This is a genomic window from Sphingobacterium sp. ML3W, assembly GCF_029542085.1.
GTDB lineage: Bacteria > Bacteroidota > Bacteroidia > Sphingobacteriales > Sphingobacteriaceae > Sphingobacterium.
In genome coordinates, this window is the sequence record NZ_CP107036.1 from 2,495,310 (window position 1) to 2,516,436 (window position 21,127).

Sequence of the window (21,127 nt, forward strand, 5' to 3'; positions counted from 1 at the left end):
GTTAAATTATTAATTGATGAAAAGATTTAGCCATCTTCTACTAGCTTTTGTACTCGTACTAGCTGCATTCTCTTGGTCATTTAGCCAAACATCCATCCAAAAAACAGCATCACCGACTTGGCTTCGGTCCGTCACAAAAAAGCCCATAAAACCAAATTTGGATGATATTAGTGATGGGTATTACTATGAATTAATCGAGCATCAAATAAACTTAGCGAGCCAAACAAAATATTATAAGGACATAAAAGTATTATTTGATCAAAGTGGAATCGAAAATCTGGGACAAGTTCAGGTAACTTTTGATCCGCATTTCCAAAAACTTCAATTACATGAGTTGAAGATCATTCGTAACGGGAAAGATATTAACTTATTACCGCAAGCAAAATTCAATCTCCTGGCATCCGAAACGGAGCTTTCGAGGTCTATCTACAATGGAAGTCAGATGGCCCATTGTGTCCTGGAGGATTTGCGTAAAGACGACAAGATTGTATTTGCTTATTCAATAATTGGTGCAAACCCTGTATTTGAAAACAAATTTTTCGACACCTATTATTTACGCGGCTATGAGCCTACCGGCTTGGTTCATCTCAATTATATTGTACCTCAAGGTCGTAAACTTCAATTCAAAAGTTTCAATGGGGCTCCAGAAGTACAACAACAATCCACAGGAAGTACGACCAATTTCTTTTGGGAATTGACCGAAGATAAAACAGTACAATACGAAAATTATAGTCCGGCTTGGTATAGCCCTTTAAAATATATCCAGTGTTCAGAATTCAATACTTGGCTGGAGGTAGATCAATGGAACAATAGAATCAATCCCATCCCACAGATTGCTCCGTCAAGCGCACTTCAAACTTTCGTTAATCAACTGTGGAAAGAGTCAAACGGGCAACCCTATATGTACCTAAAAAAGGCCTGTGACTTTGTACAAAACGAAATACGCTATATGGGTATTGAGATGGGCGAATATTCACACCGGGCAAATGTACCTGAAAAAGTGTTTTCTCAGCGCTACGGCGATTGCAAAGATAAGTCAATGCTGCTGGCGACAATACTTAAAAACAAGAACATTGGCGTAGGACTGGTATTAGCCAATACCTATAAGGATCGCGGGCTACAAGAAGAACTCCCATCGCCTTATGCTTTCAACCACATGGTTATTGAGGTGAATGTCGACGGACGTTACCAATATATAGATCCAACCATCACCAATCAAGGTGGAGATATCAAAAACAGATATTTCCCTGCCTATGGAAAAGTACTCTCATCGATGGGTAAAGGGAAACTGACAGATGTACCGCAGAATATTACCGGAAATATTAAAGTCAGGGAAACATTGACACTTGAAGGCAAATTCGAAGCTACCCTTGATGTACAAACTATCTATCTCGGCAACGAAGCGGACAATATGCGTACTTATTTTCAAAGTAGTGCCAAAAACGATATACAGAAGCAATACCTGGAGTACTATGCGAAAACCTATCCCAAAATCAATAAAATCACCAATGTCCAATATAAAGATGATATTGAAAACAATCGTGTGGAGATCATCGAAAAATACAAAATAAAAAATATCGGAAAAGCAGAAAACGGATCTTCTAAAAAATATATTTCCATGTTGGGCACAAATATCAACGACAAGCTGCCCGAAATTATGGAAGATCGTATAGCTCCACTAAGCCTGCCTTTCCCAAATGATATCGAATATGAAATCTACGTGGTTAACAAGGGGAAAAAACTATTTGGCAGCCATAGAGAAAATAGTTTTTTCGACCGTAATGCCTACGTATTCGGTAAAACATTGGAGATAAATCCAGATAGTATTAAGATTGCTTATACCTTAGGTTTTCATGAACCCTTTGTTGAACAAAAAGATATGAAACAGTATTATACGGATTTTGCTGATCGCGACAATATCTTTTTCAATGGTTTTTATCTTGACGCTGACGGATATGCGACAGATGGAATAACGAACTTGGGTACACCCACATCATCGAAGGAGATTAATTGGTTCACCCTGCTTTTATTCATCGTCTCGGTACCGACTGTGATCTGGTATATTGTTAAAAAGTATAACAAGAACAAACCGATTATCATCAAACCCTATGATGAGGTTTATTACGATCAAATAGGTGGATGGATGATCGTACTCCTTATTGTGTTATTTATCAATATATTGACTTTATCTGGTATATTTTTCTTCCAGCAGTCCTTTTATAATTTAAACACCTGGAAAGCAGTTGATCAGGTAGACGGTATTTCATCCTTTTCATATAAAATTCTACTGCTAGTAGAAATGATTGGTAACGTATTGATCCTTGCTGGTTTGATTTATAGCGCTATCCTACTGATCAAAAAAAGGGATATTTTTGCCCAGACCTTCTTTATCGTCGCTCTATTTATGGCCATATTCTGTACAATGGACGGAATTTCATACTATTTTATTTTCAACGGATATTTAGATAAAACAGAAGACCTATTCACGACCTACAAAGACAATATTAGAGCGATCCTCTTTTTCTGTATCTGGGGAACTTACGCATATAACTCCGAACGTGTCAAAGGTACCTGTCTTCGAACATATGACGATGAAAATCCTATGCAGCGACCCATAACTCCTCACCCTTTTGATCAGGATTTCCTAAAGCCCTATCCCATACAAGAACAAAATACGGAAACTGCATCCGGAGAATATAAAACACAAAAAGACGAAGTAGATCAGGAGCAGCCAGATGATAATCAAAATAAAAAATAGATGCTATTTTTTCAACAAAAAAGGGTTTTGCATGATATCATGCAAAACCCTTTTTTGTTGGTGCCTTTTCAGCTATTTCATCTTCATCACCATATTATCAGCTCCCTCGGTAGATACCTTTACTTGGCCTGATTTGTTTTTAGTCGACTTGTAGTGAACGTGATTTTTAACACCTTCAATTTGCACTGTCTCTAAAGAGCCAATATTAACCATATTGTCTGCGCCCTCTATTGTAACAGTTGACACGTCGTTTCCAGTTACTGTATTACCTTTACCCTCAATAATAACTTTACTAACATTACCACGTATCACAACCTTATTATCGGCACCTTCTATTTGGATTGTCTCTCCTCCCTTTGCCTCTATTGTCCGGGTGTTACCCACACCCTCAATTGAAATAACTTTCCCTTGTTGATCAGATACAACTTTTATTGGAGCTTTATAACCTGGCCCCTTAGCCATAACCATACCACCTAATAAAAGAAGTGAAAATCCAAATGCGATAGTTCTTGTTTTCATAATTTTATATTTATAGCTACTTGTACAAAAATCAAACCTAACATTGAGGGAGAATGGTTATTACATCTAGTTTGATAATTTCAGTTGTTCAAAGGAGGCTATAGGGCCACCGACAAATAAAATACGATGAGCAGCTCCTCGCTATACATACAAACATCGTCCAAAAAAGACTACAGTGATCGAAGAGGTAACAAGTGACAACAAAAAAAGGAGCCCAAAGGCTCCTTTAATATCTCTAACAAATTGACAGCGGATTAAAAACTCTATTTTACTGCGTCTACAACTGCTTTGAAAGCTTCTGGGTTATTTAAAGCTAAATCAGCTAAAACCTTACGGTTCAAACCAATGTTTTTAGCGTTTAATTTACCGATCAATTGGGAATAAGAAATTCCGTGTTGACGAGCTCCAGCGTTGATACGTTGAATCCATAAAGCTCTAAACTCGCGTTTTTTGGTTTTACGATCGCGGTAAGCGTATTGTAAACCTTTTTCTACTGTATTTTTAGCAATAGTATAAACTTTGCTACGTGATCCAAAGTAACCTTTTGCAAGGCCTAGGATTTTTTTGCGTCTTCTTCTTGAAGCTACTGCGTTAACCGAACGTGGCATATTTTTAAAATTAGTTTGGTAAAAGGTGTCATGTATTTCAATGAACTTACGACCCTGTACCCGGTTAAAAAATTATTATTAAATAAAATCGAATAAAACTTATTTACCGATAGCAAGCATACGTTTTACGTTGCCCATGTCGCCATCAGATACATAACTTGTTTGTGTTAAGTTACGTTTACGTTTTGTGCTCTTTTTTGTCAAGATGTGGCTTTTGAAAGCGTTTTTTCTTGCAATTTTACCTGTTCCAGTCAATTTGAAACGTTTCTTTGCGCTGGAATTGGTTTTAACTTTTGGCATAATACTTATAAATTTTATATCAATCTGTTAGAATTCTTATTATTTTTTAGGAGCCTTTGGAGCTACTGTTAAAAACATACGTTTCCCTTCTAATTTGGGTAAAAGTTCTACTTTACCGTAATCTTCTAGTGCCTGAGCGAAGCGTAACAACAAGATCTCACCTTGATCTTTGTGTACGATAGCACGACCTTTGAAGTGTACGTACGCACGTACTTTCTCACCACTCTCAAGAAACTTAATCGCATGTTTCAATTTGAAATCAAAATCATGTTCACCAGAGTTAGGTCCGAAACGAATTTCTTTGATAACAGTCTGTTTTGCATTAGCTTTGATTTCCTTTTGTTTCTTCTTCTGTTCGTAAACAAACTTACTGTAGTCGATAATCTTACAAACCGGCGGTACAGCATTTGGCGAAATCTCCACTAAATCAAGTTCCAACTCATCAGCCAACTCTAACGCTTTACGCGTAGGGAAAACTCCTTGTTCCACATTATCTCCTACCAAACGTACCTCAGGTACCTTGATTAACTCATTAATGCGGTGATCTGGTTCTTTCTTTCTCATTGGTGGTCTTGGACCACCGGGTCTTTTTAATGCCAAATGTTTAAAAATTAAACGGTTATTTCCTTAATTAATATATCTCTAAATTCGTCAGCAGTCATAGTGCCTAATTCTACTGAGCCATGTTTACGTACAGAAACTGTGCCATTTTCCACCTCTTTTTCCCCTACAATCAACATATAAGGAAGCTTTTTCACTTCGGCGTCTCTGATTTTTCTGCCTACCTTCTCGTCACGTAAGTCTATCAGTCCGCGAATATCGGAATTATTTAGCGAATTCAAAACATTTTGCGCATATTCTTCGTATTTTTCTGACACTGGCAAGACGATAAATTGCTCAGGCGCAAGCCATAACGGAAATTGTCCCGCACAATGCTCGATCAATACGGCCACAAAACGCTCCAACGATCCAAATGGCGCACGGTGAATCATCACTGGACGATGTTTCATATTGTCACTTCCAGTATACTCTAATTCAAAACGTTCCGGCAAATTGTAATCAACTTGAATAGTACCCAACTGCCATTTACGTCCCAGGGCATCTTTTACCATGAAATCCAATTTCGGTCCATAGAAAGCTGCTTCACCATATTCCACAACTGTCGGCAAACCTTTTTCTTCAGCAGCCTCAATAATTGCAGATTCGGCCAAAGCCCAATTTTCATCGGTTCCGATATATTTAGTACGGTTTTCAGGATCACGCAACGATACCTGTGCAGTATAGTCATTAAATCCTAAAGCACCAAATACATAAAGAACGAGGTCGATTACTTTTTTAAACTCATCTTTTACCTGATCCGGACGACAGAACAAGTGTGCATCATCCTGAGTAAACCCACGCACACGAGTTAGACCATGCAACTCACCAGATTGCTCGTAACGATATACAGTACCAAATTCAGAAAAACGAACAGGTAAATCTTTATACGAACGAGGTTTAACTTTATAGATCTCACAGTGATGTGGACAATTCATCGGTTTCAACAAAAATTCTTCACCTTCGATAGGTGTTTTAATCGGCTGAAATGAATCCGCACCATATTTTTCATAGTGACCAGAAGTCACATACAATTGTTTATGACCAATATGTGGAGTAACTACAGGCTCATATCCTGAGTTCAATTGCGCTTTTTGCAAAAAATCAATTAATTTTTGACGTAGCGCAGCCCCTTTTGGTAACCATAAAGGCAATCCTGCACCAACTTTTTCTGAAAATGCAAAAAGTTCCAGTTCCTTACCTAACTTACGGTGGTCACGTTTTTTTGCTTCTTCGATGAACTTCAGATATTCAGTGAGTTCCGATGCTTTTGGAAAAGTTACCCCATAGATACGCGTTAACTGTTTACGAGATTCATCACCTCGCCAATACGCACCAGCGACGTTAGTTAATTTTATGGCTTTAATAAACCCTGTGTTTGGAATATGAGGACCACGGCACAAATCTGTAAATTCTCCTTGAGTATAGAATGTAATCTTTCCATCCTCCAAATCTTTAATCAGATCGAGCTTATACTCATCCCCTTTTTCAGTAAAATACGCTAAGGCATCTGACTTCGAAACAGCTTTACGCTCAAAAGTCTCTTTACGTTTGGCAAGTTCCAACATCTTGTCTTCAATAGCCTTAAAGTCATCCGAAGAAAATTCGCAATCGCCAAAATCAACGTCATAGTAAAATCCAGTTTCAATAGCCGGACCAATACCGAATTTAATCCCTGGATATAAAGCTTCCAAAGCCTCAGCCAATAAGTGAGCCGAAGAATGCCAAAAAGTAGATTTTCCTTTTGTATCATTCCAGGTTAACAACTTAACACTAGAATCTTCTTCAATAGCACGGGCAGAATCCCATACCTCACCATTCACCTCAGCCGCAAGAACATTTCTCGCTAACCCTTCAGAAATTGATAAAGCAATTTCTGCTGCAGTGATTCCTTTTTGATATTCTCTAACGGAACCATCAGGTAGTGTAATTTTAATCATTTACAACTATGATTTTTATATTGTTAAAAAATAGAAAACACAAAACAACATGTACAATTATGTTATTACACTTATGTTTTCAATAAATAAATTGTGAAACAAATTTAGCAAAAATTCTGGTAATAAACAGTTTTTTTATGATCTCTTACCCCTTTTGAACAATCCATCCCTTTTTATGTCCAAGTTTATTTTTTAAACAAAACACCTATCTGCTGTTAATGAAACCTAAGATCGTCATTAATTTTTCAACCCAATAAAAATGACACGAATTCTACCGAAAACAACAAGAGAAATTGAGCATATCATTAATATTTGCTACTTTTGCAGACTCAAATTTTAACTATGTCGAATCAAGTACCAGAAGACGGAACACGATTACCTTTGATGGAAGAATTTTACACCATTCAAGGGGAAGGTTACCACACCGGGACTGCTGCTTATTTCATCAGATTAGGTGGTTGCGATGTTGGATGCCATTGGTGCGATGTAAAAGAAAGCTGGGATGCATCTATCCATCCGCTTACAGCTGCAGATTCAATTATTGAAAATGCAAAAAAATATCCTGCTAAAACAGTTGTTATCACAGGAGGCGAACCTCTTATCTATAATCTGGACTACCTCACAAAAGGTCTCCACGCTGCGGGCATAAAAACTTTTATTGAAACATCTGGCGCTTATCCTTTAAGTGGAGAATGGGATTGGATATGCCTGTCTCCGAAAAAATTCAAAGCCCCAAGAAAAGACGTCCTCGATGCCGCAGGTGAACTCAAAGTTATTGTTTTCAATAAAAGTGATTTTGCCTGGGGAGAAGAATATGCACAATTAGTTGGACCAAATTGCAGATTATACCTTCAGCCCGAATGGTCCAAATCCAAAGAAATGACCCCGTCTATTATTGACTATGTCAAGGAAAATCCAAAATGGGATATCTCCCTACAGACACACAAATTTCTAAATATTCCGTAACCAGAATATAAAAATAATCAAAGCAAAAAAGCATTCAATCTACTTAGATTGAATGCTTTTTTTTATGGTGACTTATATTAGTCTTCTATTCAACAAAATCTAAATCACTTTACATATTCCTTTATAAACGTATCAAGTTCAAGTGTTTTGGTCTCCTCCCCTTCTTTATCTCTTACCAAAACTTTACCTGTACTATCTACATCCAAAAATAATAGACTAGGATTAATAATAATTTTCCCATTCTCATCCAACAAACCTATTTTCCCATCTTCCGAGAACATCAAATAATTATTTAAAAACTTACTTATATTTTCCTTCTTATCGAGCAAAACCTTTCCCTCTTGTGTGACCAATCCAAAATTTCCATCTTTTTGAAAAATAGCCAATCGTTCAGTCGCTGGAGTAAGCCAGTCAAATCCCGTTTTATTTACCTTGTTCCCCTTTTTGTCTAACAACCAGAAGTAATTATCCTTGTCTGAAACGATGGCAATCCGATCATTAAAATAGGCCAATGAAAAAAGTGAACACGGCAAAACCTCTTGTCCCGTTGAACTCTTTATCCCATAATATTCATCATTCGTATCATTATCTTTCACCATCACCCATTTAAGTGACTTATCCAGGGGAAAAGTATCCTCAAACAAACTTACATCCTCGCCTTCTTCCGTATGACTACTCCCTGATATATCCACAACTTTAACATCCTGAGGCAATTGAAAGCCTTCTACAGTTGAAACATTCGATACTTTAGTTGTCTCAAAACCCAAATCTGTATTTTGGCCCAACGACAGTTTAAGCACCGCTCCCGGGAGATCATTTACAAATGAAAAAGCAGTCATGTAGTATGTTGGCACCGCCTCAGAATACCAAACAGTTGCTTCCGCAGAATCCGCCTGATTTTTGATAAATAATTTTGCTTTTTTACAGGTCACACCAGCGACATCTTCAATCTCTCCTAAATCCTGTATCCATACATAGGGCCCTTCAGATTCTTTTAGTCTGTTACTAACAATTTTATAAGAAGGGTGATAAGATTCTGCTGTTACAATATCATCTCCTGTTGAAAAAGAATATGTTTTTGCCAATTTTCTATTCAAAATAGCATGCTCTTTCTGATTGACAACAGCTGAAGAATAATTGGCATCTGCTAAGACTTCAACATTCTTGTAGGCCGTCTTCCCTTTCAGAAAAGGCTCGTAAAACTCTTTTGCAAACTCTGGAATCTCATTTTCAAATTTTTCGGGTGAAATCTCACCTTTAAACACAAATTCCATCTGCCATTGTTTATCTTGCCCATGCACTACAGGAATAGACAATCCAAACAACAACGCTACTTTGAATAAATTCTTCATAAGAATGATAAATATGTAGCTAAATAACAAAAGATAGACCAAAAAGCCTATCCTTCCGCTATATTTTTTATTTAATTGCTTTTATCCCTTTCAATTTTTCATAAAAAAGACAAAAAAAAACAGTAAATCTTATATGAACTAGAATTACAATAATACAGTCTGTTTTGTTTTCACGGCTTCGTCACAAGCAAGCGCTATACGTAAACTATTGACCGCATCTTCCATGGAAGAAGACAGATCAATATCCCCAAGGATGGCCTGCTGAAAAAAGCGTTGTTCCCTGTTACACAACTCCTGATGATCTGGCTCATCGGCCAAGTTCACCCACTCATCTTTTTTAAAAAATTCATTATTCGCGTCTAAATCAGCATAGTGTACACGTAGACTTTCTGTTTGTGTATGCGCCGCCACAGAATCCGATTTACCCTCGTTGCTTGCTTTGTCAGCAACAATGGATACCGAACCCTTGGGACCGAAAACATCTTTTACAAAAAAGGCATTTTGACTCACCATAGGTCCCCAGCCCGCTTCGTACCAACCTACAGAACCGTCCTCAAAATGCAACTGAAGCTGACCATAATTATAGTTCCAATCTGGAATATCGTCCGTAAGCCGGGCGCCTATCGCCGAAACACGTACCGGCTTGACACCTACCATCTGACACATGACATCGATATAATGTACACCACAATCAACTATTGGACTTAGGCTAGACATCAAATTGCGATGGACATTCCACATGTAACCATGGCTTTGTTGATTAAGATTCATACGCATAACCAAAGGTTTCCCCATAGTCTTCGAAAGCTCAATAAATTTCATCCATGAGGGATGATAACGAAGAATATACCCTACAACCAGTTTTTTATTATACTTTATGGCGGCATTCACAACCTCTTCTGCCGATGTGACATCTTCAGCTAAAGGCTTCTCAATAAAAACATGAGCCCCCGATTCGAAAGCCTTAATAGCATAATCTTTATGTGTATCAGGATAGGTCGCAATACAGACAGCATCAGGTTTAGTTTGCTCCAATGCCTCTTCGTATGATTCGAAAAGCGCATAATCAGCACCTAACTCCGTATTAAGCTTATGTTTACTATCCCCTCTAGCGACCAAGCCAACAATCTCAAATCCATCCAAGTCGTGGTAGGCCTTCGCATGGGAAGCTCCCATATTACCACAACCTACAACCAATATTTTTATCACTTGCATCAATTATTCATTTAAACTTATTTCTATTTTATTTTCTTAACCCATCCAATGCAAAGGCCGACCCAGCCCCCAATACTGCCCCAGCGAGTACATCCGTTGGATAATGCACACCAAGATACATTCTGGAATAACCAACACTACCCGCCCAAAGTAAAGACGGAGCAACAACATACCATTTTGAGTACGCACGGGACAAGCTTGAAGCTGTTGCAAAAGCTGATGACGTATGGCCTGAAGGAAAAGAATAGCCACCGGCCGTACGAACAGATATAAAGTTCGGATATTTTTTAAAGGGCCGACTCCGCTTGATCAGATGTTTTATTCCGACATTAACCAATGCCGTCACAGCGGTACTACTCGCCACATACAGTGCATTTTGACGCATTGCCTTATCGTTATTGATAGCACCAGCAACCAATAGACCAACAGGCACAGCAACCTGCACACAGTTGTTGATATCAGAGAGTACTTTAAAAGTCTGTGTCTGGGGGTCAGATCTTGTCTCAGCTATAGATTCCAAAATACGAATATCTAACGTAGAAGCCGGTTTTTCCTGAGCAATTGCAGTACCCGTCAGGCATGTCACCCAGCTCATTAAAATAAATACTATTCTTTTCATCTACTATAGATTATTTTTGACATGATATTTGACTTTTTCAACTGCTTAATATTTTAATCAATAGAAGCTGTTACGAACAATGTATTTTCCGAGAGCTCCAATAGATGCAGTTTATGAGCAACATTAAGCTAAAAAAAACTTCACTTCCTAAAAATAAGGAAATTTCCAATAGTTGCCAGTCTATGTCTCAAACTTTATAGAAAATAATACGAAATTTTAAAAATCTGACGCCCCAACAGAACTAATCTTTTAACTTTTTAAAATGATAATTTTGTATTTCCCATTAATTTACTATACATTTGCTATCAGTTATTAATACAAACATGATCTATACCTACGTATATCATTTTCATTTGCATCATCGCCATGTGGCGATATGTTAATTTAATGTGTTCTTACGTAGAATACCCTCCCTCTAGTTTGATTTCTTATTATTAATAATTTACTGCTAACATTTATAAAGCGTTGAAAAATCTTAAAATTGCTATCCAAAAATCGGGTAGGTTAAACGAAAAATCTGTTCAATTACTGAAAAATTGTGGTTTAGATTTCGAAAACTACAAAAGCTCCTTGATTACTACTGTAGGCAACTTCCCTTTAGAAATATTATTTCTTAGAGATGATGACATCCCAGGCTATGTCGAACAGGGAATAGCCGACCTTGGTATTGTTGGTGAAAATATCATCGACGAAACAGAATCAAAAGTGGAATATATCAAACGACTTGGTTTTGGAAAATGTACCTTAAAATTAGCTATACCAAAAGATAGCTCTATTCAAGATATCAAAGACCTTAATGGCAAAGCGATCGCAACCTCCTATCCCAATATCCTTAAAAATTTTCTCGACGATTACCAAATCAATGCGGATATACGATTGATATCTGGATCAGTGGAAATTTCGCCTGGATTAGGACTTAGCGATGCAATATGTGATATCGTTTCCACAGGTGGAACATTGAAAAGTAATGGTCTAAAACCCTTTGCTGATGTCAAAAATTCCGAAGCTATTCTGGTTGGTAGAAAGGGACTCGAAGGAAATGAAATCCTTGCCGAATTAGTTCAGCGTATAGAATCGGTTCTATTGGCTAAAGAAACCAAATATGTGGTATTGAATGTCGAGAAAAAGAACCTTCCTGCCATCACTTCTTTATTACATGGGGTAAAGAGTCCAACTGTAGTTCCATTAGCGGAAGAAGGCTGGGTAGCAGTACACACCGTAATTACAGAAGACGATTTTTGGGACAAAATCAATAAATTAAAAGCAGAGGGTGCCCAAGGTATCGTTGTGATGCCGATTGAAAAAATCATTCTCTAAACTTGACCGATTCTTACGATCATGCTAAAAAAATACGAATACCAATCTTTAGGAAAAACGGAACTGCAACAATTGGTTGCTCGGAATACAGATCCGAACAATTCAATCCAGGAAGTCGTCCAAGATATTATTCAGCAGGTACGGGTGCAGGGCGATACTGTCTTGCGTGAATATGCTGCAAAATTTGACAAAGTACAACTTGACAAACTCTTTTTGGACGAAGAAGATATTGATGAATTAGCAACTACCATACACCGTGACCAACAGCGTGCTTTGGAAATAGCATTCCAAAACATACACAGGTTCCACAGCACACAGCTTAAAAGAGAACGTACAGTAGAGACTATGCCTGGTGTGAAGTGCTGGCGGGAAATACGTCCGATTGAAAAAGTAGGGCTTTATATTCCTGGCGGTTCTGCCGTTTTACCTAGCACGCTATTGATGTTAGGTATACCTGCCAGAATTGCAGGTTGTAAAGAGATTGTAGTTTGTTCTCCTCCACAATCCAATGGAAAGATTAATGGCTTTGTTGCGTATTGTTTAAAATTGCTCAACATTAAACGTATCTATCTTGTTGGAGGCGCACAAGCAGTTGCTGCCATGGCCTTTGGCACCCAATCTATTCCTAAAGTTGACAAAATCTTCGGTCCGGGTAACCAGTTTGTCACGAAGGCCAAATCAATTATACAGGGGCTCACTAACGTTAGTATAGACATGCCTGCGGGACCATCTGAAGTGCTTGTGATTGCTGACGAAACAGCCAATCCGGCATTTGTTGCAGCAGACCTTCTGGCGCAAGCAGAGCACGGCATAGACAGTCAAGCCATTTTAGTCGCAACCTCTACGGTTATAGTAGATGCCGTTAATACACAACTTGAAACACAACTTGCTGTATTGCCGCGGAAAGAACTTGCTTCAAAAGCAATCGAAAACTCGTATGCAGTCACGGTTGGAAACCTCCAAGAGGCCATCCAATTTTCAAATGAATATGCTCCGGAGCACCTTATTTTAGAAACAGATCAGTGGGAATCCTTGACACGCCATATCAGCAACGCAGGTTCGGTTTTCTTAGGACACCTTACACCGGAGAGTGCAGGCGACTATGCATCAGGAACCAACCACACTTTACCGACATCCGGATATGCTCGTTCCTATTCTGGTGTTTCAGTCGATTCTTTTGTAAAGAAAATAACATTTCAGCATATCAACGAAACCGGACTCCAACAGATTGGATCCACAGTTGAAATACTCGCTGAACTTGAGGGCTTACATGCACATAAAAATGCTATATCCATCCGAAATAAATAAGTTAGTTCAGTCGAAACCAAACAAGGCATAAACTCAACGGGGTCTCTAAAAAAATTTGAGACCCCGTTGAGTTTAATTCTATTCGTACCCCCTATTACCTTTTTTTATTATTCGATCTTCAGGGTCCGTTTTTACCTCTTTTCCGTTCCTTTTTCTATCAGTTGTAACGCAATACAAAAAACAAATGCAGATTACCTTCCAAAGGTATCGTAATTGTCTGTCGCATACTTCTCAAATCTTGTAAGAAGCGCAATATTATCTTTCTCCAACGGGCTCAGATCCGAACTTACATCTTTCGAAACCGGTACATACCAATCTACTGGATCGAAAAACTGACGAATAGAGGGCTTCGTAAAAGCATAACCATGCCGTGCAAAAATTGTATTTCGAATAATCTCTAGATCTAATTTTTTCAGGTTTTTCAAGTCTTTCTCCGCCAATTTCTGCTTAGAAGCATTTATACTGAACACAGCCGGCGATGCGGACCGATAATATTCCATCACATAAGTATAAGTAGAATCACCATCTTGATCTGTCGCTTCTTTCTTTTTCGCGTTGATCCAATCGACCAAAGTTCCATATTCTTCATCTTGATTATTTAACATCAGATTTGGATTATAGGCAAATTGCTTTTTCAATAATTTGAAATTTCTTTTCTTAATCTTCACCCCTTGGTCGTAAGCGACCCAACTCCCAATTAATGTATCATTCTTCAATTTTATTTCAAAACGACCATCTGATTTCTTATCACCTGGCTCATCCAACAATAGTTGCATCGCATTCCCGTCGCCCTCAAGTTTTCCTGTCAACGAACGTAGATTTCCTTTGACCACATTTTGTCCAAAAACTTTCCCTTTATCTGTTATTTTTTTGATGGTCAGGTTTATTTTTGGACTATAATCCGTATTTGGCAGCCCCTCACCATCTTCAAGGGAATTTTCATCAATCACAAAATTCCCCACCCAATTGCCATAAAGCTCCTTATGAGTCTCCTGTTCAAGCAAAACAGAATCTTGTGCTTTGGGCTCAACAGCCTTCTTATTTGTTCGTTCTTTACAGCCGATCATGGCGGAAAGCACTAATAATAAATAGATATTCCTTTTCATATCTCTATAATTTGTCTTGTTAAGCTAATGAATTTATCCCATTTATGATCTGGATACATCATGATGGTTTCTTAAATTATGATTTTTTCGATAAATAATAAACTCAATAAGTAATAAATTAGGCACCCAGCCCAGCCAGGCAATAATCTGATAAAGATCCATCGGATTCGGTTGAAATAGGTAAACCAAAATCACTTTCCAGAAACGCAATGTGAGGGCTGAACAGGTTAGTGCAAAACTACGCAGCATAAAATCTTGGTGTACATTAAATTTCTTCTGAACGGCCAGACGAACGGCCTGAAATGTAAAATAGAACCATCCCAAAGCAAGCAGTTCAAAGGAAATGACCGCAAAGAAGCCTCCATTAGCGACAGATCCGATCAATACCCCTGAAGGTGCAGCAAAGCCCAAAATACTAAATACATAAACATAACCAATCCTCCGATGCAGTTGCGGATATTTCTTCAGAAGCCCCGAATTAAATTGAGTAAAACCAGCAGGTAAGGCGAGTATCGCTGTACAGACATGTAAATAGAAAGCATATTTATACCACCAAAACGCCTCAATTTCCGTTTGTTTTATCATCAGAAAATTAGCATCCAATGCAAAACTATGGTACCGCCATGTAATCTCTGCCATCAATACACAGCTGTAAGCAAAAAGCAAAAGCCAAAATCCTTTCAATATCGAAAATTGAGCTTTTTTAACCATAGTTAGTTTATTTACTTCGAATAGCTTCGACTGGATCTAACCGAGAGGCCATCAAAGCAGGTACGATACCTGATATCAGGCCAATGAAGGTAGAAAGTGATACCGTAAGAACAACCATTTTTACACTGACAACAATTGCGACACCCGTTGCTAGTTGGACGATAAAAGCAAGAAAATAGACTACAGCAAGACCAATCCCACCACCCAGTAAACAAAGCACAATAGATTCGATAAGGAATTGCGATAAAATAAAGAAATTTTTAGCACCCAAAGCTTTTTGGATACCGATAATATGTGTCCGTTCCTTGACACTTACAAACATGATATTGGCGATACCGAAACCGCCAACTAAAATTGAGAAAATACCAATAGAAAATCCAGCAAGATTAATAATACCAAAAAGCTGATCTAATGCACCTGTAATCATTGTTGTCTGGTTGATAGAGAAATTTTCTTCACGTTGGGGAGAAATACGACGGATCGACCGCATCAATGTCTTTGCCTCACTTTCAGCTTCACCCAATGTATAACTCGACTTGATGACCATGGCTATACTTGGAGAAAAGTTATCATAATTGACAAGATTTCTAGCCAATTCAAATGGAATAAAAGCAGTATCATCGGGTGAAGTATTAATTAACACACCATTGCCCTCTTTTTTTAAGACACCGATAACCTGAATTTTCCTACCCAACATACTAATATACTTACCGACTGGTTCCTCATTCGGAAAAAGTCCATCCGCGATATTAGCTCCCAGTACTGTGACTAGCGCTCCACCTCTGGATTCACTTTCCGCAAAATATCGACCGTCAACAATATTTAAGTTTTGGATATATAGATTTTCATAGGTCGCAGCATTTACCGATGAACCTTGGGCGGAATTGTTTTTATACTTAATCGTTGTGTTACCGATATTAATCATATAAGCCATATACTCCGCTGTTGTCATACGGCTTCTTAAGTCCTGGTAATTATTATACGTAGGTTCAGGTCTGTTCAAATACTTCCACCAAGGATAATTTGGGCCACCATCCCAAGGCCATTTCTCTATGTAAAGTGTCTTACTTCCTATCTTTTTTACAGATTCCTCAATGTTATTTCGTAAGGTATCCACCGCCGAAAACACACCTATAATGGTAAAAATACCAATAGTCACGCCCAGCAAGGAAAGCATGGTACGTGTACGATTGTCCTTTAATGCAGAAAACGCAAACTGACAACTTTCCAATATCAATCTAAGGAATAACATAATTGCATTCTAAAATACAATATAGTTTTGATTTAATGTCAAAATCAATAAAAATATATCTATAAATTAGAAATAAGACCTTTTGATACCCAAAAAAGTTATAACTTTGTATGCTTTTTGCAACCTAGTATTTGGTGCACTGTAATGCACTGAAAGGCAGACATTAAAATATATATCATTAAAGATGAAGTTATCTCAATTTAAATTCAACTTACCAGAATCATTGCTTGCTTCTGAACCTTCTGAAAATCGTGACGAATCGCGTTTGATGGTCCTACATAAGGATACTGGTAAAATTGAACACAAAATTTTCAAAGATGTATTGGACTATTTTGACGACAAAGACGTCATGATATTAAACAATACAAAAGTTTTTCCAGCACGCCTATACGGTAATAAAGAAAAAACTGGAGCTACGATTGAAGTTTTCTTGTTACGCGAATTGAACAATGAACTTCGTCTTTGGGATGTATTGGTTGATCCAGCACGTAAAATCCGTGTCGGTAACAAATTGTATTTCGGTGACGATGACTTGTTAGTGGCTGAGGTTGTCGACAATACTACTTCACGTGGACGTACAATCAGATTCCTATTCGATGGTACTGACGAAGAATTCCGTCGCAACATCGAGATATTAGGTGAGACACCACTTCCTAAATACATCAAACGTAAAGCAACTCCAGAAGATAAATTCCGTTACCAAACTATATATGCCAAAAATGAAGGCGCTGTAGCAGCTCCGACTGCTGGTCTTCACTTCTCTCGTGAATTAATGAAACGTTTGGAACTTAAAGGTGTTGATTTCGCTGAAGTAACATTACACGTTGGCCTTGGTACTTTCCGTACAGTGGAAGTTGAAGATTTAACGAAACATAAAATGGACTCTGAGCAATTTATTATCACCGATGAAGCTGCAAAAGTAGTAAACAGAGCAATTGATAATAAACGCCGCGTTTGTGCTGTAGGAACAACGTCCATGCGTGCGATCGAATCCTCTGTCTCTGCAGATCATCATTTGAAGGCTGCCTCAGATTGGACAAGTAAATTTATCTATCCTCCTTACGATTTCAGCATTGCGAATTCAATGGTGACCAATTTCCATACTCCGGAATCAACTTTATTGGTAATGATTGCAGCATTTGCAGGATATGAAAATGTGATGAATGCTTATGAGATTGCTGTAAAAGAAAAATATAGATTCTACAGTTATGGCGATGCGATGTTGATCATCTAATCACTTTAAGTAAACAATATCTCTAAACGTGGGTAGCAACAAACTATCCACGTTTTTTTAAATAGTAACTTTCAACCACTGTCCATGAACTTTGTCATTATCGTTGCCGCTGGAACGGGGAGTCGTATGAATAGCGATTTGCCGAAGCAATTTCTTGATTTAAACGGTCTACCGGTAATTATGCATACTATCGACCATTTTCACCAATCATCAGATATTTCGGAAATTATCTTGGTAATCAGCAAAGAAATGGAACAATTCTGGATAGATTTATGCTCAAAGCTGCAATATAGCACGTCAGTACATTTGACTTTTGGTGGTAAAACTCGCTTTGAAAGTGTAAAGAATGGTATCGAATATATTCAAGAAAATTTTGAAGTAGGAACCACCGATTATATTGCCGTACATGATGGAGCCCGTCCTATCGTCTCCACCTCATTAATTGCCAGGGCATTCCAGGGAGCCTATGACTACAAAGCAATCGTTCTTGCGCAAAAAAGTGTCGAATCAGTACGACTTGGCAATAATACATCAAATAATGCTACCGACCGAAATCAGGTTTGGTTAATACAGACCCCACAGGTATTTCAGGCAGAATTGCTTATAGAAGCTTATCGCCAAAAAGAAGACCCTTTATTTACAGATGATGCTTCGGTGGTCGAAAAAATGGGCAATCGCATTTCGATTGTTGAAGGAGATTCCAAAAATATAAAAATCACCTATCCACAAGACCTACAAATTGCCCAATTTTATTTGAATCTGATATAATACTGAATTGATTAGGCGTTACCGCGAATTACACGCAGTAGCACGACGATAATTGCAATCACCAATAGAATGTGAATAATATTTCCACCTCCTGCATAACCTCCAAAAAAGCTGATCGCCCAGATGATCACTAAAATAACGGCGATGATGTACAATAAGTTTCCCATTTCTTTATAATTTAATACCTAATTCTGTTTTTGTATATAGGTATAACAACGAGAAATGGACTATAGTTTTATATTAAATAGAATTATCAATATTGATCTGTAGTCTATCGTAAGCCAAGTACATGTTTGGAGGTAGTTCTTGTGAGACTTCAGCATGTAATCCCATCCGGTGTCCAATATGCGTAAAATAGGTTTTTTCCGCTTGAATATCTTGTGCAAATTCAATGGCTTCCTGCAAGGTCAGATGGGAAATATGGGACTCTTTTTGCAGCGCATTGACCACCAGAATTTTTACACCCTCCAATAGCCGTCTCGATTCCCCTGTAATAAATTTGGCATCTGTAATGTAGGCAAAATCGTCTATCCTAAATCCAAGCACAGGCATTTTATAATGCAATACTTCTATCGGCATGATCTCCTTCCCAAACAAGAGCAATGGCTCACCAGCTTTTATTTCTTCTAGGTCTAACCGAGGAGCACCCGGATATTTAATTTCCGTAAAGGCATAATAGAACTCTCGTTTTAAAGCATCGTGAAGCGCTTCTGTTCCATAAATAGAGATAGAAGAATGCTGTTGATAATTAAACGCTCTAACATCATCCAAGCCCGCAATATGGTCTTTATGAGAATGTGTCATCAACACCGCATCCAGATGCATTACCTTCTCCCGCAACATCTGATATCGAAAATCAGGTCCGGTATCTATGACGAGAGTATGATTATTATATTCAACAAGAATGGAAGAACGTAATCGCTTGTCATGTTTGTCTTGAGATTGACAGACTTGACATTGGCACGCAATAACGGGTACCCCCTGTGATGTTCCGGTTCCTAAAAATGTTATTCTCAAACTGCTGTTTTTGATTTCAATACCTCTTCATAAATTGGAAAGAGTTTTTCTGAAATGGACTCTAAATCAATCTCCACATCCAACAGAATATTCCATAAAGATTGGATTTTTATCTCCAGATTCGAAAACTTATTCACAACCACAACTTTTGTTGCCTGTAACATACAGGCCCCCGTACGGAATGATCCCTTTTCATACCTAACTTTATAGCCCTGTTCCTTAAAAAACTCCTCTATCTTTGCTAAACTGCTCTGTGTAAACGGCAACAAAATCTCTCCTTCTTTTTAATTTCTTCCTCAGTATTCCAAACTTAGATAAATTTGCTTTTATATACAAATAAATTCAGCTATACGCGTTTATTAGACATTTAAGAGGTCTTTAGAATTTCTCTTTTTTCCAAAGCTTTTAATGGATTTCAATCAATTTAAGAAGCTCTTTCCCAAAGGTATCCCAGCTATATTTTTTCTTCTCGTCAATGATATTTGTTCTGAATTGTGCTTCTTTATCATGGCGATAAAAAGACACAATTCCTTCCGCTATGCTATTAACATTTGGTTCCACGACATATCCCACAGAACCATCTTGTACCAACTCTGGTAAGCCCCCTACATTGCTGACAATCATGGGTAAATCAAAATGGTAAGCAACCTGAGTAATACCACTTTGCGTCGCACTTCGATAGGGCAAAACAACACAATCAGCTGCCGAAAAATACCGTCCAACTTCCTGATTCGGAATAAAATCAGTATGCATATAGATAGACTTTTCCAAATGGTGTTTTTTGATAAGTGCTAAATACGGTGCTGGGTCTCCGTAAAACTCCCCGGCCAACAATAATTTGATATTTAAATCCCGAACCCTTGCATCGGCTAAAGCCTCCAGCAACATATCCAAACCTTTATATTGTCGAATAAATCCAAAAAATAAAATAACCTTATCTTGCTGATCAATATGGAGCAATTTACGCGCATCGAGTTTGCTCAGGTGAAGACCATAATTATCATAAAGAGGATGTGGTGTATAGACAGCTGGCATCTGCGGGCTCAATGTCTTTAAATCAGCCAATACGCTTTTGCTCATGGTAACACAGGCATCAACTGATTTTAAGAAATAACGGATTAAAGACTTATCTCCAAATCTTTGCTCGTGAGGAATGATATTATCTGCTATACAAACAATTTTGGTATATTTATTTTTTCGTACCTGCCTTTGAATAGTACCTAAGCAAGGACCAAAAAAGGGCATCCAAAAGCGAACGATAAGTAAATCATATTTCGCCCTCCTTAGTTCTCTGCCCACCTTAAACCAATTCAGCGGATTGATTGAATTAACTTTCGTCTGTATATTCAGGCCAGCTGGAGCCGGTTCATCTGAGTATTGAGATTTACCAGGAAAGAGAAAGTTGGGATACTGTAATGTAAAAGAATAAATATCAACCTCATGCCCCAATTCTTGAAAGTGGGTCGCCAATCGTTCGTTGAAAGAAGCGATCCCCCCTCCCCTCAAAGGGTAGGCAGACCCCAGAATCACAATGCGCATA

Annotated in this window: 21 protein-coding genes; 6 read left to right on the plus strand and 15 right to left on the minus strand. The window is 38.0% G+C overall.

The annotated features are described in order from the left end of the window. Positions 1-16: 16 nt before the first annotated feature. Positions 17-2,758, plus strand: a complete 2,742-nt coding sequence (locus OGI71_RS10690) for a DUF3857 domain-containing protein (protein ID WP_282255426.1) — start codon at positions 17-19, stop codon at positions 2,756-2,758. A gap of 72 nt (positions 2,759-2,830) precedes the next feature. On the opposite strand, the gene OGI71_RS10695 is transcribed toward OGI71_RS10690, so the two are convergent. The 5 genes from OGI71_RS10695 to thrS form a co-directional block, all read right to left on the minus strand. Next, a complete protein-coding gene (locus OGI71_RS10695; protein ID WP_282255427.1) occupies positions 2,831-3,277 on the minus strand; it encodes a DUF3060 domain-containing protein in 447 nt (148 codons plus the stop codon). A gap of 263 nt (positions 3,278-3,540) precedes the next feature. Beyond that, on the minus strand, positions 3,541-3,885 hold the full coding sequence (rplT, locus tag OGI71_RS10700) for a 50S ribosomal protein L20 (RefSeq protein ID WP_046674462.1): 345 nt from the start codon (positions 3,883-3,885) through the stop codon (positions 3,541-3,543). A 99-nt stretch (positions 3,886-3,984) separates the two neighbouring features. Next, complete coding sequence (gene rpmI, locus OGI71_RS10705; RefSeq protein WP_002993964.1) at positions 3,985-4,185, minus strand: 50S ribosomal protein L35; 201 nt, start codon at positions 4,183-4,185, stop codon at positions 3,985-3,987. A 39-nt stretch (positions 4,186-4,224) separates the two neighbouring features. Then, positions 4,225-4,785 carry a translation initiation factor IF-3 gene (gene infC / locus OGI71_RS10710; RefSeq protein WP_120258375.1) on the minus strand — a complete coding sequence of 187 codons (561 nt, stop codon included), beginning with the start codon at positions 4,783-4,785 and terminating at the stop codon, positions 4,225-4,227. A gap of 11 nt (positions 4,786-4,796) precedes the next feature. Continuing rightward, on the minus strand, positions 4,797-6,722 hold the full coding sequence (thrS, locus tag OGI71_RS10715) for a threonine--tRNA ligase (RefSeq protein WP_282255436.1): 1,926 nt from the start codon (positions 6,720-6,722) through the stop codon (positions 4,797-4,799). Between the two features lie 342 nt (positions 6,723-7,064). Here thrS and OGI71_RS10720 point away from each other — a divergent pair, with 342 nt between their 5' ends. Further along, entirely contained in the window at positions 7,065-7,688 is a 624-nt protein-coding gene (locus OGI71_RS10720) for a 7-carboxy-7-deazaguanine synthase QueE (RefSeq protein WP_121121488.1), read from the plus strand. A 104-nt stretch (positions 7,689-7,792) separates the two neighbouring features. Here OGI71_RS10720 and OGI71_RS10725 read toward each other — a convergent pair whose 3' ends face one another. From OGI71_RS10725 to OGI71_RS10735, 3 genes are all read right to left on the minus strand, one after another. After that, entirely contained in the window at positions 7,793-9,040 is a 1,248-nt protein-coding gene (locus tag OGI71_RS10725) for a hypothetical protein (protein ID WP_282255437.1), read from the minus strand. Positions 9,041-9,184: 144 nt separating this feature from the next. Further along, positions 9,185-10,255, minus strand: a complete 1,071-nt coding sequence (locus OGI71_RS10730; protein WP_282255438.1) for a Gfo/Idh/MocA family oxidoreductase — start codon at positions 10,253-10,255, stop codon at positions 9,185-9,187. 28 nt (positions 10,256-10,283) lie between these two features. Beyond that, positions 10,284-10,874, minus strand: a complete 591-nt coding sequence (locus tag OGI71_RS10735; protein WP_282255439.1) for a phosphatase PAP2 family protein — start codon at positions 10,872-10,874, stop codon at positions 10,284-10,286. Positions 10,875-11,339: 465 nt separating this feature from the next. On the opposite strand from OGI71_RS10735, the gene hisG reads away from it, so the two are divergent. Beyond that, positions 11,340-12,191, plus strand: a complete 852-nt coding sequence (hisG, locus tag OGI71_RS10740) for an ATP phosphoribosyltransferase (RefSeq protein WP_120258380.1) — start codon at positions 11,340-11,342, stop codon at positions 12,189-12,191. 21 nt (positions 12,192-12,212) lie between these two features. Next, complete coding sequence (hisD, locus tag OGI71_RS10745; protein ID WP_282255440.1) at positions 12,213-13,499, plus strand: histidinol dehydrogenase; 1,287 nt, start codon at positions 12,213-12,215, stop codon at positions 13,497-13,499. 191 nt (positions 13,500-13,690) lie between these two features. On the opposite strand, the gene OGI71_RS10750 is transcribed toward hisD, so the two are convergent. Genes OGI71_RS10750 through OGI71_RS10760 form a run of 3 tightly spaced genes read right to left on the minus strand, consistent with a single transcriptional unit; the run spans position 13,691 to position 16,568 of the window. Further along, entirely contained in the window at positions 13,691-14,605 is a 915-nt protein-coding gene (locus OGI71_RS10750; RefSeq protein WP_282255441.1) for a YARHG domain-containing protein, read from the minus strand. 42 nt (positions 14,606-14,647) lie between these two features. Beyond that, entirely contained in the window at positions 14,648-15,316 is a 669-nt protein-coding gene (locus OGI71_RS10755; protein WP_282255442.1) for a DUF2306 domain-containing protein, read from the minus strand. 7 nt (positions 15,317-15,323) lie between these two features. Beyond that, positions 15,324-16,568 (minus strand): ABC transporter permease, encoded by a 1,245-nt coding sequence (locus tag OGI71_RS10760; protein WP_282255443.1) that lies wholly within the window; start codon positions 16,566-16,568, stop codon positions 15,324-15,326. Between the two features lie 184 nt (positions 16,569-16,752). Here OGI71_RS10760 and queA point away from each other — a divergent pair, with 184 nt between their 5' ends. Both queA and OGI71_RS10770 read left to right on the plus strand, forming a co-directional pair. Then, the gene (gene queA, locus OGI71_RS10765) at positions 16,753-17,802 is read left to right on the plus strand and encodes a tRNA preQ1(34) S-adenosylmethionine ribosyltransferase-isomerase QueA (protein WP_282255444.1); all 1,050 of its coding nucleotides are present in this window, start codon (positions 16,753-16,755) and stop codon (positions 17,800-17,802) included. Positions 17,803-17,886: 84 nt separating this feature from the next. Next, positions 17,887-18,570, plus strand: a complete 684-nt coding sequence (locus OGI71_RS10770) for a 2-C-methyl-D-erythritol 4-phosphate cytidylyltransferase (protein WP_282255445.1) — start codon at positions 17,887-17,889, stop codon at positions 18,568-18,570. An 11-nt stretch (positions 18,571-18,581) separates the two neighbouring features. On the opposite strand, the gene OGI71_RS10775 is transcribed toward OGI71_RS10770, so the two are convergent. The 4 genes from OGI71_RS10775 to OGI71_RS10790 form a co-directional block, all read right to left on the minus strand. After that, positions 18,582-18,737: a lmo0937 family membrane protein gene (locus tag OGI71_RS10775; RefSeq protein ID WP_120258385.1), complete on the minus strand. Its 156-nt coding sequence runs from the start codon at positions 18,735-18,737 to the stop codon at positions 18,582-18,584. Positions 18,738-18,810: 73 nt separating this feature from the next. Beyond that, entirely contained in the window at positions 18,811-19,587 is a 777-nt protein-coding gene (locus OGI71_RS10780; protein WP_282255447.1) for an MBL fold metallo-hydrolase, read from the minus strand. Beyond that, positions 19,584-19,856, minus strand: a complete 273-nt coding sequence (locus OGI71_RS10785; RefSeq protein ID WP_120258387.1) for a hypothetical protein — start codon at positions 19,854-19,856, stop codon at positions 19,584-19,586. The genes OGI71_RS10780 and OGI71_RS10785 overlap by 4 nt, the downstream gene beginning before the upstream one ends. A gap of 136 nt (positions 19,857-19,992) precedes the next feature. Further along, on the minus strand, positions 19,993-21,126 hold the full coding sequence (locus OGI71_RS10790) for a glycosyltransferase (protein ID WP_282255449.1): 1,134 nt from the start codon (positions 21,124-21,126) through the stop codon (positions 19,993-19,995). Between the last annotated feature and the right edge of the window lies 1 nt (position 21,127).